The sequence below is a fragment of the Pseudomonas sp. PS02302 genome, from assembly GCF_029959585.1.
GTDB lineage: Bacteria > Pseudomonadota > Gammaproteobacteria > Pseudomonadales > Pseudomonadaceae > Chryseomonas > Chryseomonas aestiva.
On the sequence record NZ_JASCON010000008.1, the window covers coordinates 1 to 16,218 of the forward strand.

Consider the following 16,218-nt stretch of genomic DNA (forward strand, 5'->3'; position numbering starts at 1 on the left):
ATTTAAAACCCCGGCCCCCAAACCCCCCGGGCCCGGGCCGGGCCCCCGGGGGGGCGGCGTGCCTTGGCAGCGGATCCCGCGGGATCCGCCAGAGGTTGCGCTTAGGCGGCGACCACCTTGTTGGCCGGCTGGGTACGACGACCCAGGGCACCACCGATGGCACCGACGATGCCACCGATCACCAGGCTGATCAGCAGGACCCAGCTGGCCTGGGAGACCTTGCGGGCAGCCACGTCGGCCGCTTCGCGGGCCTTCTGCTCGGCCTGGGCCTTGAGCTCCTGGTACTTGGCATAGGCCTGCTGGTAGGTCTGCTGGGCCTTGTCGACGATGGCGTTGGCCTCGGCGTCGCTCTTGCCGGTGCGGGCCTTGATCAGGTTCACCAGTGCCTGACGGTCAGCGGCGTTCCAGGCCTGGTCGCCACGCTGCTTCAGACGATCCAGCAGGGCACCCAGTTGGTCATCGGCCTGCTGCGGATTGTTGGCGCTGTTCTGGGCAGTGTTCTTGGCATCCTGTTCGGCGCCCTGAGCCTGCTGCTGCAGATTCTCCGGCTGCAGCTCGGTCTTGCCGGTCTGGCGCAGCGCGGTCTCCAGTTCGTTCTGCAGATCACCCAGGTCGAGCTGGATGCCCTGCTGACGCAGTTGGTCCTGAACCTGGTTGGTCAGGGCCGGGGCCGCCTGGGACAGGCCGCTGCCGACCATCGACAGGCCACTGCCCGCCACGTTCAGACCGGTGCGCACCACGCCGCTGACGGCGCTGGACACCAGATAGACGCTGACCAGGGTCACGCTGGCCCAGACCAGGATGCCGTGCAGGGCGCCTTCGCGCTGCGCCAGGCGACCGGCGATCCAGGCGCCGACGAAGACCGAGACCACGGCGCTGACGCCGACCCAGATACCGGTGCCCTTGCCCAGGCCGGACAGCGGATTGGCTTCCTGTTGCGGATCGATGGAAGCCGAGCCGATGGCGGTGCCGAGCAGGCTCAGCAGCAGCGAAACGGTCAGGGCGATGACCACGCCGGCGATGATCGAACTCCAGGAAATGCGCTTCAGCAGGGGCGCGGTGGCAGTGGCCGTGGTGGCTGCATAGGCTGGGGTGTGACGGGCGTCATAGGACATGGCAGGTGCTCCGGGTGGTGATGGGAAGAACTTATTGTGGTAACGGATTGATACCGTCCCGCTTTCGGAAGTTCCCAGACCTGCATTCCAGAGCCTTCAGAGGTCGTAGGACCTCAGTTGTCCGCTATCCAAGCAGGATATCGGCCAGCAGCTTCACATTGAGCACCACGATCAGCCCGGCGATCGCCCAGGCCAGCACCTGCGTGACCCGACCGATGACGAAGCTGCCCATCAGCTGGCGGTCCGAGACGAAGCGCACCAGCGGGATCACCGCGAAGGGCAATTGCATGGACAGCACCACCTGGCTCAGCACCAGCAGCTTGGCCGTACCGCTCTCGCCATAGAGGCCGGTCACCACCACCACCGGGATCACGGCGATGCCCCGGGTGATCAGCCGCCGCGCCCAGTCGGGAATGCGCAGCGACAGGAAGCCTTCCATGACGATCTGGCCGGCCAGGGTCGCGGTGACGGTGGAGTTGATGCCCGACGCCAGCAGCGCCACCGCGAACAGCAGCGAGGCGATGCCGACGCCCAGCATCGGCGACAGCAGGTGGTAGGCGTCCTGGATCTCGGCCACGTCGGTGCGCCCGGCGCTGTGGAACACCGCCGCGGCGGTGATCAGGATGGCGGCGTTGACGAACAGCGCCAGCATCAGCGCCAGGGTGCTGTCGGCCACCGCCCAGCGCAGGCCCATGCGCCGTCCCGCCTCGGTGCGCGGATAGGCGCGGGTCTGCACGATGGAGGAATGCAGATAGAGGTTATGGGGCATCACGGTGGCACCGATGATGCCAATGGCCAGGTACAGCGCGGCCGGATTGGTGACGATTTCCGCCTTGGGCAGAAAGCCGTCGACAATCGCCGCCAGCGACGGCTGGGCCAGCACCATCTGCACGCCGAAGCAGACGAAGATCAGCGTCAGCAGGGCAATGACGAAGGCTTCCAGCCAGCGAAAGCCGCGATTCATCAGCAGCAGGATGAGAAAGACGTCCAGCGCCGTGAGGATGGCGCCCCACATCAGCGGGATGCCGAACAGCAGATTCAGCGCGATGGCGGTGCCGATCACCTCGGCCAGGTCGCAGGCGATGATGGCGATCTCGCAGGCGAGCCACAGCAGCAGGCTCACCGGCCGCGAATAGCGCGCGCGGCAGGCCTGGGCCAGGTCCAGCCCGGTGGCGATGCCCAGGCGCGCGGCCAGGGCCTGCAGCAGGATGGCCATGAGATTGGAGAGCAGGATCACCGACAGCAGCAGGTAGCCGAATTGCGAGCCACCGGCCAGGTCCGTGGCCCAGTTGCCCGGGTCCATGTAGCCCACCGAGACCATGTAGCCGGGGCCGATGAAGGCCAGCAGCCGGCGCAGCCAGCTGCCGCCTTCGGGCACCGGCACGCTGGCATTCATCCGCCCCAGGCTGGGCCGGGCGGACGGCGCAGGCTCCTGCCAGGCAGGCTCGACGTAGCTGGCGGACTCTTTCATGGCGGACTCGTGCGGCAAGGTAGGACTACCCTTTGGAGAATTTAGCCTAGGCTAAAATTCACACATCCAGCAATAAAAAATCTCTATCTCATCCGTCGATAACGCCCATTGGCGAAGGAATCTTTGGTATTCGCTCGCAACTCGGTCAAAATGGCGCCCGCACGCGTCCTCTCGACGCGCCTCAGGTCTTTGCGGAGAAGGTCATTCAGGTGGGCAACATGACAAAGGACGACGAACTGCTGAATCGGTTGGTCGATCCATCCATTCATATGGAAGGTTTTCAACAGGTCCGCGAAGCCCATCGTCAGGAGCTGATCGAAGACTATGTCGAGCTCATTTCCGACCTCATCCGGGACGGCGGTGAAGCCCGTCAGGTGGATATCGCCGCGCGCATCGGCGTCGCCCAGCCGACCGTGGCCAAGATGCTCAAGCGCCTGGCCGCCGCCGGCCTGATCGTGCAGCGTCCCTATCGCGGCGTCTTCCTCACCCCCGAAGGCGAAGCCTTGGCCGAAGCCAGTCGCGCCCGCCACCACGTGGTGGAGACCTTCCTGCTGACCCTGGGCGTGGACGCCGATACCGCACGGCGCGATGCCGAAGGCATGGAGCACCATGTCAGCGAGGCCACCCTGGCTGTCTTCCGGCGCTTCATCGCCAGCCGTCAGGCCTGACGCCTGCGGCTTTAGTCGAAAGTCGCTCAGCTTCCCTTAAGAAAATCCCGGCACCGTCGAAGTAGTGGAAGTCATACTTTCACTCCTCTCGGTGCCCTGCCATGTTCAATCGCCCCCTCAAGACCGAACTCGCCCAACTGCGTGCCGAAGTCGCCGAATTGCGTCAGTTGCACGCGGGCTTCGAAAGCCAGGCGCTCAGTCTTACCGTGGATGAGCGTGGCAACATCGAGAGGGTCAACGAGCGCTTCTGCCGCGAGATGGGCTATCGCGCCGAGAACGTGGTGGGGCGTCCGCTGGACGCCTTCATTCCCGAATACGTCAAACAATTGCCCTGCTATCGCGACCTCAAGAGCGCGCTCAGCCAGGGCCAGCAGACCAGCGGCATGTACCGCCTGCTGCGGGCCAACGGCCAGGAAGCCTGGCTCTATGCCACCTGGCAGCCGCTGCGTGACGCCGATGGCCGCATCCACAAGACCATCTGCTACGGCAACGACCGTACCGAACAGGTGGAGACCTCCACCGAGCACTCTGGCCTGATCAACGCCCTGCTGCGCTCCACCGCGGTCATCGAATTCAACCTGGCCGGCGAGGTGCTCACCGCCAACGACCGCTTCCTGCAGGGCATGGGCTATTCGCTCAAGCAGATCCAGGGCAAGCACCACCGCATGTTCTGCACCAGCGAAGAGAGTCACTCCGCCGACTACCAGGCGTTCTGGGCACGGCTGAATCGCGGCGAATTCATCGCCAGCCGCTTCAAGCGCATCGACAGCCACGGTCGCACCGTCTGGCTGGAAGCCTCCTACAACCCGGTGCTCAACACCCGTGGCGAGCTGTACAAGGTGGTGAAATTCGCCACCGTCATCACCGCCCAGGTGGAACAGGAACAGGCGGTGGCCGAGGCGGCCAAGGTCGCCTTCGACATCTCCCAGCAGACCGACGAAAGCGCTCGTCAGGGTGCCGAGGTGGTGCAGGACACCGTCGCGGTGATGCGCAAGATCGCCGAGGAATTGCAGGTCGCTTCCAACGGCATCGAGGCCCTGGGCGAGCAGTCGCTGGTGATCAGCACCATCGTCAAGACCATCAGCGGGATCGCCGAGCAGACCAACCTGCTGGCGCTCAACGCCGCCATCGAAGCCGCCCGCGCCGGTGAACAGGGCCGCGGTTTCGCCGTGGTGGCCGACGAGGTCCGCCAACTGGCCGGCCGCACCAGCAAGGCCACCGAGGAGATCGTCGGCGTGGTGCAGCAGAACCAGCAACTGGCGCAGACCGCCGTGGCCAACATGGCGGCGAGCAAGCACCAGGCGGAACAGGGCCTGCAACTGGCCAACGCCGCGGGTACCCGCATCACCGAGATCCAGGACGGCGCCCAGCGCGTGGTCGGGGCGGTGGGTCAGTTCGCCCGCCGCCTGAACTAGCCGGCGGACCGGCGCCCGCCTCAGGCCGGCGCCGAACGCCGCCACCCGAGCAGCCCCAGCGCCGCCAGGGTCACCCCCAGGCTGACCAGCAGGCACAGGCCAAGCAGGCCTCGGTCGCCCCAACTCTCCCGTGCCAGGGCATAGCACCAGGGCGCGGCCGCCGAGAGCAGGAAGCTCGGCGCCAGCAACTTGCCGGTCAGGCGCGCATAGAGCGCCCGGTCGAACAACTCCAGCGGCAGGCTGGCGCGCAGCACCGCCACCAGGCCGTTGAGGGCGCCATAGAGAAAGACGAAGCCGGCGGTGAGGCCGAGATGGCCTTCGCTCGCCAGCGCCAGGGCAAAACTCAGCGGCAGGCCGAGGCCCAGCACCAGATTGAGCTGACGCGCCGAGAGCCGCTGGCCGGAAGCCAGCTCCGCCAGCCGCGCGCAGACCTGGCCGATCCCCCATAGCGCCGCCACCCCCACCGGCACCCCGCGTTCGGCCAGCAGCGCCGGCAGATGGGCCGACAGTCCCGCCGACAGAAAGCCGATCAACGCCATCCCGGTGGCGAACAGCACGCCGGCCAGGCGCGGCGAACCGCCCGCCGCCACGGGCGGCAATTCGGCAATGGGCAGACGCCCACGCACATTGGGCAACGGCAAGAGCAGCAGCACGCCAGCCAGGGCGATGCCGGCATAGACCACCAGCCCCAGGCGCCAGCCCAGCACCTCCAGCAGCCAGTGCCCCAGCGGCCAGAACACCGCCGACGCCAGGCCGCCGAGCAGGGTGATGCGTACCATCACCGCCCGCGAGCGTTCACCGGCCAGACGCGCCAGGGTGGCGAAGGCGGCGTCGTACAGCGACAGGCGCATGCCCACGCCCAGGGTCACCCAGGCCAGGTAGAACAGCGGCGCCGACTGGGCCGCCGCCAGGCCCAGGCAACCCAGGGCATCAAGCACCAGGCCGAGTTGCAGGGTGCGACAGCCGCCCAGGCGTTCGATCACCGCGCCGCTGAAGGGCGAGACCAGCCCCATGGTCAGCATCGCCAGGGAAAAGCCGCCATAGACCCAGCGCGCGTCCCAGCCCAGTCCCGCGGCCATCGCCGGGCCGTAGACGCCCGGCAGATAGAAGGCCAGTCCCCAGGCCAGCAGCTGCATCAGCCCCAGCTGCCAGATGGCGCGATCGCTCGGCATCGGCGTCATCAGCGCGTACCCGGGGTCCGCTCGCCCTCACCCAGGCTGCGCTGCATCAGGACCGTGTCCACCCAGCGCCCATGCTTGAAACCCACCGCCTCGAAGGTACCGACGGTGCGAAACCCCAGGCGCTGGTGCAGGGCGATGGAACCCTGGTTGGCGCTGTCGCCGATCACCGCCACCAGTTGGCGAAAGCCCGCCGCCGTGCAGGCCGCGACGATCTCTTCCAGCAGCCGCCGGCCGATACCCTGGCCACCCAGGCCGTCGCGCACATACACCGAGTCTTCCGCGGTATGGCGATAGGCCGGTCGCGGGCGATAGAGCACCGCATAGGCATAGCCCACCACCGCGCCGTCCCGTTCGGCCACCCGGTAAGGCAGGCCGGCCTGGCGCACCGCTGCCAGCCGGCGCTCCAGCTCGGCCACGTCCGGCGGCTCCAGCTCGAAACTGGCGCAGCTGCGCAGCACGTGTTCAGCGTAGATGGCCTGGATGGCCGGCAGATCGGCGGGGGTGGCATCGCGCAACTGCAGAGCGGTGTTCACGGGAGAGGTCCATTCGCGAGGTCGATGAAGCGATCATGCCGGGACGGCCAGCCAAAGATAAAGCTATGCTCGGTTATCACCGGTATAAGCGAAACCTTGGCATGGCCGATCTCAACCTCACCCAGTTGCAGACCTTCGTCCAGGTGGTCGCCACCGGCAGCTTTTCCGCCGCGGCCGATCGCCTGGGGCTGAGCCAACCGGCGGTCAGCCTGCAGATCCGCCAGCTGGAGCGGCGCCTGGGTCTCAAGCTGCTGGAGCGCCTGGGGCGTGGACTCAAGCCCACCGCCGCGGGCAGTCTGCTGCTGGACCACGCCGAACAGATCCAGACGGCGGTGGACCAGGCCCTGCAGGCCCTGGCCAGCCATGGCGAGACGGTCACCGGACGGATCGCCATCGGCACCGGCGCCACCGCCTGCATCCATCTCCTGCCGCCGCTGCTGGGCCAGTTGCGCCAGCGCTTTCCCCAGCTGGACGTGCGGGTCAGCACCGGCAACACCCTGGACGTCTTGCGGGCGGTGGAAGACAACCGCCTCGACCTGGGCCTGGTCACCCTGCCCGCCAGTGGCCGCAACCTGCAGGTGGAGCCGCTGCTGGAGGATGCCTTCGTCGCCCTGCTCCCGCCTGCCAGTCCGTTACCAACAGGAGCGCTGGCCCCGGCGGAACTGGCCGAGGCGCCGCTGCTGGCCTTCGAGACTGGCAGCAGCACCCGGTTGCTGATCGACGACTGGTTCCGCCGCGCCGGCCAGGCCAGCCGGCCGGTGATGGAGCTGGGCAGCATCGAGGCGCTCAAGGAACTGGTGGCCGCCGGACTCGGCTACAGCCTGGTGCCCGGCATCGCCGTGGCCACCGAGCACCATCGCCACGGCCTGAGGGTCCAGCCGCTGGCACCGCCCCTGACGCGTACCCTGGCCCTGGTGCTGCGCCGCGACAAACCCCTGAGCCGCCCGCTGCAGCAGGTGCTGGAAGCGCTCCGGCGATTGCGCCAGCAGGGCCAGGACGCGCTACGCTCGCGGCCTGGCCCGTCCGATGAGTGAAGCGCCCGTGCAAGCCCCTGCAACCCACCGCGAATCCCCTCCCGACAGCGCCTGGCAGGTCTTGCTGATCTTTCTGCGCCTGGGCTGCACCAGCTTTGGCGGGCCCATCGCCCACCTGGGCTATTTCCGCCAGGCCTTCGTCACCCGCCGCCAATGGCTGGATGAAGCCGCCTATGCCGAGCTGGTCGCGCTCTGCCAGCTGCTGCCCGGTCCGACCAGCAGCCAGGTCGGCATGGCCCTGGGCCTGGGGCGTGCCGGCGGCTGGGGCCTGCTGGCGGCCTGGCTCGGCTTCACCCTGCCCTCCGCGCTGCTGCTGATCCTGTTCGCCCTGGGCCTTGCCCACGTTCCGGGATTGGCCGACTCGGGCGCGGTGCATGGCCTCAAGGTCTTCGCCGTGGCGGTGGTGGCCCAGGCGGTCTGGAGTATGGGCCGCAGCCTGTGCCCGGATACGCCGCGTCGCCTCCTGGCGCTGGTCGCCGCCGGCCTGGCGCTCTGGCTGCCCGGTTCGGCGGGGCAACTGCTGGGGCTGGGTCTGGCCGCCCTGGTCGGTCGCCTGGCACTGGCGCCGACCGCCACGCCGCCGACCCTGGTCCTGCGAACCGGACTTTCCCGGCGCCAGGGGATTGTCGCCCTGCTGCTGTTCCTGCTGCCGCTGCTGCTATTGCCCGTCTGGAGCCATCTGGCCGGGGGTGTCTATCGCGCCGGCGCCCTGGTCTTCGGTGGCGGCCATGTGGTGCTGCCGCTGCTGCAGGCGGTGGTGGTGCCCAGCGGCCTGGTCAGCGATGGCCAGGTCATGGCCGGCTACGGCCTGGCCCAGGCGGTGCCCGGACCGCTGTTCACCTTTGCCGCCTACCTGGGTGCCCTGGTGCCCGCCGCCCTGCCCGCCTGGCTCAATGGCCTGCTCTGGACCCTGCTGATCTTTCTGCCCGGCGCGCTCATCCTGCTCGCCGCCCTGCCCTTCTGGCAGAGCCTGCGCCAGCACCCCGGTTGGCAACGCGCCCTGACCGGACTGAACGCGGGGGTGGTCGGCCTGCTGCTGGCAGCGCTCTACGATCCGGTCTGGACGGGAGCCATCCGCGGCCCGCTGGATGTCGCCCTGGCCGCGCTGGCGCTCCTGCTGCTCCTGCGCACTCGCTGGTCACCGATACTGGTCGCGCTATTACTCGTCCTGACGAGCGGTCTACTGAACTTTTAGCGCACTACCGTTTAGCGGCAGCCCCCTGATGGCCCGATGAAATTGCGGCATGGTTCGCTGTAGCTCCGTGGAAAGCTAGGCACTGTCGACGTGACGTTCAGCTGTATGAAACGTCTTGCCCTGCGCGAGAACGTGTCCAGCGAGCGCTCGGCCTGACATGCATTAAGGATGACCGCCATGACCTACAAGAATCCCCTGGACACCACCGCCCCCCTGTTCACCGCTGCCCTTGCCAAGGCGCCCCTGGTTGCCGCGCCCGCCAAGTCGGCCGGCACCCTTGATGGCGTTACCTACTACGCCTTCCAGAACCAGCCGCGCCTTACCCTCGATATCAATACCGCGCCCGAATACGTCGGCTTCGCCAAGACCTTCGATGCCAAGGGTCCGCACTATGCGGCCGCCTCGACCCTGAACGAACTGACCCTGACCGGCCATTGGGAAGATCAGGTCACCCGCCTCGACGGCCATACCCGTGGCGCCACCGCCAGCGACAGCACCCTGGATTCGAGCATCGCCAAGCTCACCGTCAGCCTCACCGACGTGCCGACCAATCAGTTCAATGAAGGCGACATCATCACCCTGGACAACTTCGATGGCCTGCAGACCTTCGATGGCTCCAGGTCCACAGCCGGCCTCTCGATCGACTTCCTGCATGGCTACACCGAAGGCCATGACTACTCCTATGCCAGCCAGAGCGCCTTTCTCAAGAACGTGATCACCGGCAGCGGTGGCGATCTGCTTCAGGTCAGCACCCGCACCGCTCCGGAACTCGAAAACGTGGCGGCTTTGAGCAACTCGCGGGTCAAGGCCATCACCGTCGACAGCGGCGCGGGCGGCGACCAGATCGGTGCCCATATCCAGCAAGCCGACATGATCATCAATGCCGGCGCTGGCAGTGACTTCGTCGACATCCTGATCACCGAAGGTGTGGCCGCTCACAATGCCACCCTGCGCGGCAATTACGGCCATGGCGCCACCGTTACCCTGGGCGAAGGCCGTGACACCCTGAGTCTGCTCAACCCTTCCCTGGCCAACTTCGACGGTAGTAGCAGCGCCGCAGCCAACCGTGCCTTGGCAGCGAATCACGTGACGGTCACCGACTTCAACGCGAGTGAAGACAACATCCTCTTCGGCTCCGCAATTACCGACCCGTCAGCCGTGGTGACCGTCCAGGATTCCGCCCTGACCAATGCCCATAGCCTTTACGCAGCGCTCAATGTCGTCACTCAATCGACCACTGGGCTGGTCAACGCAGCGGTCTTCCACTACGGCCAGGACACCTATGTCTTCCGTGATGCCGGCTACGAAGGCAAGGTCGATAACCTGGACTCCCTGGTCCAGCTGATTGGCGTCCACAACCTCGATGACGTCGCCAGCACCGTGGCGGCCCGTGAGCGCTATGAACCCGGTGGCACGCTCGGCTGGGCCTGATAACCCCTGAGCCGAACGGCTGGCCGCCCAACGCGATCGACTGGGCGGCAAGCCGGCCGCTTCTGTGAGGTACTCGTGGCTTACCACAAGAGCCGGGCACTCACGGCAGGAACCCAGGGTCTGTCTAGCGATACCCTTCCGAACACGAGGAACGCGCGATGAAGATCCTGATGGTCCTGACCTCCCATGACCAGCTCGGCGACACCGGCAAGAAAACCGGTTTCTGGCTGGAAGAATTCGCTGCCCCCTACTACGTCTTCAAGGACGCCGGTGCCGAGATCACCCTGGCCTCCCCCGCCGGCGGCCAACCGCCGCTGGATCCCAAGAGCGACGCCCCCGACGCCCAGACCGAGTCCACCGAACGCTTCAAGAACGATCCCGAAGCGCAGCAGGCCCTGGCCAATACCGTCAAGCTGGCCGAGGTAGCGGCCGAGGACTACGACAGCCTCTTCTATCCCGGCGGCCACGGCCCGCTGTGGGACCTCGCCGAATCCCGCGACTCCATCGCCCTGCTCGAAGCCTTCGCCCAGGCCAACAAGCCCTTCGGCCTGGTCTGCCACGCCCCCGGCGTGCTGCGCCACGTCAAGGCCGCCGACGGCACGCCGCTGGTCAAGGGCCGCACCGTCACTGGCTTCACCAACAGCGAAGAAGCCGGTGTGCAACTCACCGACGTGGTGCCCTTCCTGGTGGAGGACGAGCTGAAGAAGCTTGGCGCCCGTTACGAAAAAGGCCCGGACTGGGGCGAGTTCGTAGTGGAGGACGGCAACCTGGTCACCGGCCAGAATCCGGCCAGTTCGGAAGCCGCGGCGGATGCCCTGTTGACCAAGCTGGGCTGAACGTCCCAAACCTGAAAAAGCCCGCCTAATGGCGGGCTTTTTCGTTGTGGTCTATCACCACCGAACTGGCGGCTCGCGCACGGGAGAGCTGAGCACAAGGCTGCCCCCGTTCCCGAAAACTCAGACGGACCGGCCAGGCGCGCGCATCTGCATCGCTGAACGACCACCAGAGGTCTCCGCCAAGCACTTGGTCGCCGACAATCGTTAAGGCTGTTCACCAGCGCTCGCCTCGCCTATAACTATGACGATTGGCAATTCGAACAAGATCAAAGTGCCATTAGTCGCCAAGGTTGCAGAAATCCAAGCGTCAGCCGACACCCCTTCCATGAGCGCAGCCTTCAACCCTGCTCCGCCCAGGCTGGAAAGGATATCCGTGCAGTTGGTTACCTGGTCGTATTTTCAGAGCATTGCCCGATGAAGAGAATCCTGCTCGGCGTGCGCGTCCTGATGTCCGTGCCCATGGACAATCCCGGCCTGGTCAAGGCGCAATACCTCGCCCTGTCGCGCCAGCTGCCGATGATGTACTTCATCCTGCTGACCAATACCCTGATGCTGGCCGGCACCCACTATGCCGTCGCGCCACGCTGGCTGGCGCTGTATTGCCCGTTGAGCATGACCCTGTTCGGCGTGATCCGGGCGGCCGAATGGGTCCGCACGCGCAATCGGCCGCGCAGTCCGACGCAGATGCTGACGGCCCTGAAGCGCACCAACATGCTCGCGCCCATCGTCGCCTCGGCCTTCACCGCCTGGTCGCTGGCGCTGTTTCCCTATGGCGACAGCTATACCCAGGCGCATGTGGGCTTCTACATGGCGATCACCGTGATCGGTTGCATCTTCTGCATGATGCACCTGCTGCCCGCGGCCCTGGCCACCACCGCCGTGGTCAACACCGCCTTCGTAGTGTTCTTCGCCTCTACCACCATCAGCACCTTCGTGGCCACGGCGATCGACGTCCTGCTGGTGTCCATCGCCATGCTCGTCATCCTCAAGGCGCAGTACGGCGACTTCACCCGCCTGGTGAACATGCAGGCGCAAACAGCCAAGCTCAGCGAGGAAAATCTCAAGCTCGCCAATCAGGACAGCCTGACCGGCCTCGCCAACCGCCGGCAATTCTTTGCCCGCCTCGATACCCTGCTGGCGGATGCGCGCGCCCAGGGGACCCGCCTGGCCGTGGGCCTGATCGACCTGGACGGCTTCAAGCCGGTCAACGACATCTATGGCCATAGCGTGGGCGACCGGCTGCTTTATCAGGTCGGCCAGCGCTTGAGCGGACTGCTCGACGAGGACGTCCACCTGGCCCGCCTGGGCGGCGACGAATTCAGCCTGCTCATCACCCGGGTCTTGAACGACGAGCAGTTGCGGGCGTTTGGCGAAAAGGTCTGCGCCAGCCTGCGCGAGCCCTTCCTGCTGGTGGACATGCCCATCCAGATCGGGGGCTCGCTGGGCATCGCGACCTTTCCCGACCAGGCCTTTACCGCAACGGACGTCTATGAACACGCCGACTACGCCCTGTACCAGAGCAAGCGCCACCGCCCCGGCACGGCCTGCCTGTTCAGCACTGCCCATCGCCAGCAACTCAATCGCGAAGGCCTGACCGAACAGGCCCTGCGCCGGGCCGACCTGGAGCGCGAGTTCTACATGGTCTTCCAGCCCATCGTGGACATCCACAGCAAGCAGACGGTGGCCTTCGAGGCCCTGGCGCGCTGGGATAGTCCGGAGCTGGGCAACGTGCCACCGGGTGATTTCATCGCCACCGCCGAGCGCGTCGGCATGGTCAATCGCCTTACCCTGCCCCTGCTGAGCAAGGCCCTGAACGCGGCCGTGCACTGGCCCACGGGCATCCGCCTGGCCTTCAACCTCTCCGCCCAAGACTGTGGCTCGGAAGACGCCGCCCAGCAGATCGTCGAACTGATCAAGCACAGCGGCTTCGACCCGGCCTGCCTCGATCTGGAAATCACCGAAACCGCCGCCATCCAGGACCTGCCTCAGACCCAGCGCGCCATCAGCCGCTTTCGCGAACTGGGTTGCGGCATCTCCCTCGACGACTTCGGCACCGGCTATTCCAGCCTGAGCCAGATCCACGCCCTACCCCTGACCAAACTCAAGGTGGACCGCACCTTCGTCACCAACCTCCACCTCGACCCGGCCAGCTTCAAGATCGTCAAATCCCTGATCGCCCTGTGCCAGGACATGCAGCTGGAATGCATCGTGGAAGGGGTGGAAACCGCGGCAGAACTGGGTGCGCTGAAGAATCTAGGCTGTACTTGGGCCCAGGGCTATCTGTTCGCCAAGCCGATGCGAGCGAGTGATATCAGGGGTTGGTTGGAAGGGGAACATTTGGCTGAGGTGCTGGCGGTTTGACTCGCAGGGGTGTCAGGTGCGACGCGAGCTCTTGTCCAGGCAGCGACCTCTGATTCAGCCACGTCCGCTCACAGCTGTAATCTCGCAACACCGTACCCCGCTTGGGTTTACGTAGGCACTCATACCACTTCATTTAGAAGCTTGAAGAACTTTAGGTTAGGCCGATGAGTATGGACTTGACCCTGCAGTCCTGAAGCCCGCGGAAAGCCGAAAGAGACATACTCGCTTGCGCGACGATAGTCGGCCCGCCGGGCTTAAAACATGAATACCGTGATGTGATCATGCCGTGGCTACTGGGGCCATGAGTGCACGTTGACAAGCGACCGCTACCGACCCAAAGCTGCCTATGCCGTAGGGCAGCTACCGGCCAAAAGCGGACAATCAGTCAATAAATAAATCCGTCCCCTTTTCGCTCGAATTCGCCATTCAGTGATCAATTGAGCTCGGCACAATGCCGTGCTGGTCAATGCCACATCCTCCTAGAGCCGGTAAGCTGCCGGCCGTAGCATCTACGGCTTGGTCTACTCCCGCGCCACCTCCATCCGTTTCCGCTAGCTGACTTGATGTATCCCCTCCACCATTTCGCCACGCTAGGATAAACTCCGAAGAGAATGGCCACTATTTCATGCGGAGCCAGGGACGAAAAATATGATAATTCGAAGTTTTCAGGCAAAAAAGTTCATGGAGTCTATGACTTTAATTTTACCTTCAAACCTGATGTTAATTTTTTAATAGGCCCAAACGGCACGGGAAAAACTACTGCACTACGGTTAATCCAAGCAGCTCTTTCTATTGATGTGGCGACCTTGCAGGAAATCACGTTTTCATTCATCTCTGTTGAGGTTGATAAGGATGGCGAAGACTTCCAAATTATCGTCCGCCCCACCGATAACGGGCTGTCCTTTATACTCAACGGCCAAGAGATTTTTCGATCTAACATTCCATCAAATGTAATTCAGCAAGGACGCCTCGTCTCGCACGCAGGACAAGTAATACGTATTGGGGACGACATCCGTAGCCAATTGATATTGGAGGGCGGTCCGCTACTCACTAAGTTCCTTCAGGGCAGGCGCCCAATGTTTCTAGGCCTAGAGCGGCGGCTTGCTAAATATCACGACGAATTCTCCCTAGACTCCGAATTCATTACGAGTAGGTCGCTAAAATCACGTGTTGTGGCGGACAAAAAAGAACCTTTGGGCGGCCTAGAGAACTGTCAAAAATTAGTCGAAAGCGCATTTAGACATTATCGAAGAGCCAGCGATGGCCGCCTAGACAGACTTCTAAATGTTGTTGTTGAATCGACTTTCGAGTATATAGAGTTTGACGAGGATGCAATTAACGACTCTCGAAATAGTCCCTATCGATTAATGTCTGAACTGCAGCAAAGGCGCCAAGAACTTGAGAAATTTGCAAGAGACTTAGGTGGCTCAGAAAAAACAGCACTTCAGATTGAAAAGTTTTTCGAGAAAATGGACCTAATTGCAAGGCCTTCAGAGGAGAGGGGCGATGCCTGGAGCCTAGAGTGGCTCATGAATATGGCTCAAATCCGGCGAATCCAAAAGGTTCTTGCTGAAATGGATCGCCAAAAGAAATCAGCAGAAAAGTTCTTTGCACCAATCAAAGAATTCTGCGACACCCTCAACGAGTTTTTTAGGCATTCGCGAAAAGAAGTTACAATTGACTCAGTAGGGAAAATAAAGATTACCCAGCAAGGAAAAAATGTAGATTTGATAAATCTTTCTTCTGGCGAAAAGCAACTTTTAATCCTCTTGTCACATGCACGATTCGCATCAACGAGGAAGAATGCTTTTATTGTGGATGAGCCGGAAATCTCGCTACACATGAGATGGCAAGAAATGCTTGTAGACTCGCTCCTTAGCGAAAGCAAAGGCAATCAATTCATCTTTGCAACTCATTCACCAGAAATCGTTGGCTTTCACGTTGAAAACTGCATAAATCTTGGATGACGCTAATGGAACGGAGCAAGGCTGCCAAATATGCAGCATCAGTTTTTTATGAGAATTTCAACGATTTTGATATCTATACTGAAGACACCGCCGCAGGCTACCCTAAAATCGTTGCCTCTTTCCTATCCACAGCCCTAGGTAGCACTATAACTCTCGACAGAGTGTTTCCGCTTGGGCAGCGAGGGGACGTATTGAAAGCCGCTAGAACACGTCCCTCAACAGGCCGGCGTGCTGCTTATATCGTCGATGGTGACTTGTACCTTTTGGCAGGCGAGAGAGAGGAAGTTCCTAATAACGTTATTGTACTACCTCGCTATTGCATCGAGAACTTTATGCTAGACGAGGAGGCATTCATCGATATTATGGATGAAGAGCACATTTCTCAATCCAAAAATAATATACGCGACAGCTTTGATTTCCAAGGCTGGTTCACACGTTCCGCTGCAAACCTCGAAGAGCTTTTCCGATACTTCGCGGCCGCCCATCACCTACATGCCGAAGTAGCGACTGTCTCAAGAGGCTATGGCGCTATATATTCTGGAGAACAGGGCGAAGTCGATCAAGAAAAATGCCAAGAGGTGATTAGTGAAATCTGCAATCACCTGATAGAAAGGTATGGTGCGCTTAAGACGAAAAATGCACTTGACTTTGTTAATCGCAACATTGATCCAGGCGAATGTTTTATAACAAAATATGTGTCAGCAAAAGACTTTTCATTGCCGTTGCTAATTTTAAAAATGAAAACGGTTTGTCCCACCAAAGTGCCTCATATAAATTTAAAGTTGCGAATTGCTCAAAAAAGCAATGGCTCTGCATTTAGTGAGGTGGCGAGCAACTTACGCCGCATTCTCGATCTAGCGTAAATGAAGTAGCTTAACGGCAGGGTGTTGTGGGCTTGAGAGTTGGGGCTGATATGCCAAAAACTTTCTAGGCATTAGCGACGAAATGCGTTCGGACCAGCACTGCAGGAGCTGAACGCATTTCTTAACAAATCTTAAGTTTCTCAAATGG

Annotated in this window: 13 protein-coding genes; 9 read left to right on the plus strand and 4 right to left on the minus strand. The window is 62.7% G+C overall.

The features are described from left to right. Nucleotides 1–101: 101 nt before the first annotated feature. Both QMX82_RS04480 and QMX82_RS04485 read right to left on the minus strand, forming a co-directional pair. Complete coding sequence (locus tag QMX82_RS04480; protein WP_282281367.1) at nucleotides 102–1,115, minus strand: YrzE family protein; 1,014 nt, start codon at nucleotides 1,113–1,115, stop codon at nucleotides 102–104. A 124-nt stretch (nucleotides 1,116–1,239) separates the two neighbouring features. Next, nucleotides 1,240–2,586, minus strand: coding sequence for an Nramp family divalent metal transporter (locus QMX82_RS04485; RefSeq protein WP_208692232.1), 1,347 nt, complete (start codon nucleotides 2,584–2,586; stop codon nucleotides 1,240–1,242). A 218-nt stretch (nucleotides 2,587–2,804) separates the two neighbouring features. Here QMX82_RS04485 and mntR point away from each other — a divergent pair, with 218 nt between their 5' ends. Continuing rightward, nucleotides 2,805–3,254: a manganese-binding transcriptional regulator MntR gene (gene mntR / locus QMX82_RS04490; protein ID WP_017640022.1), complete on the plus strand. Its 450-nt coding sequence runs from the start codon at nucleotides 2,805–2,807 to the stop codon at nucleotides 3,252–3,254. A gap of 101 nt (nucleotides 3,255–3,355) precedes the next feature. After that, nucleotides 3,356–4,669: a methyl-accepting chemotaxis protein gene (locus QMX82_RS04495; protein WP_282281368.1), complete on the plus strand. Its 1,314-nt coding sequence runs from the start codon at nucleotides 3,356–3,358 to the stop codon at nucleotides 4,667–4,669. A gap of 20 nt (nucleotides 4,670–4,689) precedes the next feature. Here QMX82_RS04495 and QMX82_RS04500 read toward each other — a convergent pair whose 3' ends face one another. Both QMX82_RS04500 and QMX82_RS04505 read right to left on the minus strand, forming a co-directional pair. Further along, nucleotides 4,690–5,850 carry an MFS transporter gene (locus QMX82_RS04500; protein WP_282281369.1) on the minus strand — a complete coding sequence of 387 codons (1,161 nt, stop codon included), beginning with the start codon at nucleotides 5,848–5,850 and terminating at the stop codon, nucleotides 4,690–4,692. Next, nucleotides 5,850–6,383, minus strand: coding sequence for a GNAT family N-acetyltransferase (locus tag QMX82_RS04505; protein WP_208692235.1), 534 nt, complete (start codon nucleotides 6,381–6,383; stop codon nucleotides 5,850–5,852). The genes QMX82_RS04500 and QMX82_RS04505 overlap by 1 nt, the downstream gene beginning before the upstream one ends. Nucleotides 6,384–6,448: 65 nt before the next feature. Between QMX82_RS04505 and QMX82_RS04510 the strand changes: the two genes are divergently transcribed. The 7 genes from QMX82_RS04510 to QMX82_RS04540 all read left to right on the plus strand — a co-directional run bounded on the left by QMX82_RS04510 (nucleotide 6,449) and on the right by QMX82_RS04540 (nucleotide 16,070). Then, the gene (locus QMX82_RS04510) at nucleotides 6,449–7,417 is read left to right on the plus strand and encodes a LysR family transcriptional regulator (RefSeq protein WP_263259449.1); all 969 of its coding nucleotides are present in this window, start codon (nucleotides 6,449–6,451) and stop codon (nucleotides 7,415–7,417) included. After that, nucleotides 7,410–8,612 carry a chromate efflux transporter gene (gene chrA / locus QMX82_RS04515; RefSeq protein WP_282281370.1) on the plus strand — a complete coding sequence of 401 codons (1,203 nt, stop codon included), beginning with the start codon at nucleotides 7,410–7,412 and terminating at the stop codon, nucleotides 8,610–8,612. The genes QMX82_RS04510 and chrA overlap by 8 nt, the downstream gene beginning before the upstream one ends. A 177-nt stretch (nucleotides 8,613–8,789) precedes the next feature. Continuing rightward, nucleotides 8,790–10,043 (plus strand): hypothetical protein, encoded by a 1,254-nt coding sequence (locus QMX82_RS04520; protein WP_282281372.1) that lies wholly within the window; start codon nucleotides 8,790–8,792, stop codon nucleotides 10,041–10,043. Between the two features lie 158 nt (nucleotides 10,044–10,201). Continuing rightward, on the plus strand, nucleotides 10,202–10,879 hold the full coding sequence (locus tag QMX82_RS04525) for a type 1 glutamine amidotransferase domain-containing protein (protein WP_263259446.1): 678 nt from the start codon (nucleotides 10,202–10,204) through the stop codon (nucleotides 10,877–10,879). Nucleotides 10,880–11,293: 414 nt separating this feature from the next. Beyond that, complete coding sequence (locus QMX82_RS04530; RefSeq protein WP_282281373.1) at nucleotides 11,294–13,240, plus strand: putative bifunctional diguanylate cyclase/phosphodiesterase; 1,947 nt, start codon at nucleotides 11,294–11,296, stop codon at nucleotides 13,238–13,240. Nucleotides 13,241–13,851: 611 nt separating this feature from the next. Then, nucleotides 13,852–15,207, plus strand: coding sequence for an AAA family ATPase (locus tag QMX82_RS04535; protein ID WP_282281374.1), 1,356 nt, complete (start codon nucleotides 13,852–13,854; stop codon nucleotides 15,205–15,207). A 5-nt stretch (nucleotides 15,208–15,212) separates the two neighbouring features. Then, the gene (locus tag QMX82_RS04540; RefSeq protein WP_282281375.1) at nucleotides 15,213–16,070 is read left to right on the plus strand and encodes a DUF4435 domain-containing protein; all 858 of its coding nucleotides are present in this window, start codon (nucleotides 15,213–15,215) and stop codon (nucleotides 16,068–16,070) included. Nucleotides 16,071–16,218: the final 148 nt, after the last annotated feature.